The sequence below is a fragment of the Ruegeria profundi genome, assembly GCF_020171505.1.
Lineage (GTDB): Bacteria > Pseudomonadota > Alphaproteobacteria > Rhodobacterales > Rhodobacteraceae > Ruegeria > Ruegeria profundi.
In genome coordinates, this window is sequence record NZ_JAIUZS010000021.1 from 1 (window position 1) to 746 (window position 746).

Sequence of the window (746 nt, forward strand, 5' to 3'; positions counted from 1 at the left end):
CGCCATTCGGCAAGAGCAGCGGCGCGGTTCATCTTGAAATTGGATCTGGAGTAGAGGCTGCGCTCCGAGTTGAAGAGGTTAAGGACAGAGGCGTGGACGGACGCGAATTTATGCAAACTTCGCATCCGCCTGAAGCGAAGCATTGCCCTCTCCCATCGTCGGAATGGCAGGTGCGAATTCTCGGCTCGATTGTTCAGCCAACGACCAGCTTCCTGCTTGTGGGCATTGCCTATTTCCTTCACTGCGGCCCCATAAGACCTCAACCTGTCCGTCACGATAACTTCCGGGCGCCCGTGCTTGCGCATTGCTTTTCTTAGGAATTTCAACGCAGCCTTCTTGTCGCACGTCTTAGTCACAAAGCTTTCCAGGACTTCACCTTCGTGGTCAACCGCTCGCCAGAGGTAGTGCCGCTCGCCGTTGATCTTTACGAACATTTCATCCAGATGCCAGCGCCACTGGCTCGACTTCATTCCGAAAATGCGCCGCTTTTTGATCTCAGATGCGAACATCGGACCAAACCGATGCCACCAGTACCGAACCGCTTCGTGGCTGACATCGACACCCCGCTCATGCAAGAGATCCTCCACATTGCGAAGCGAAAGCGGGAAACGGACGTACGGCATCACAGCCAAGCGGATGATTGCTGGACTGGTTTTGAAATAGCGAAACGGCGATCTTCTGGTCATGGCGCGACGCTACAAAACCGCCCTACCCGCCTCAAGCCGGTTTCCTCTGACAAGACCGTC

The 746-nt window shown here is 55.2% G+C and carries 1 protein-coding gene; it reads right to left on the bottom strand.

Going from position 1 to position 746, the window contains the following annotated elements:
- The coding region (locus LCM21_RS20670; RefSeq protein WP_224892260.1) for an IS6 family transposase at positions 1-686 on the bottom strand (686 nt) is incomplete at its 3' end.
- Positions 687-746 lie beyond the last annotated feature (60 nt).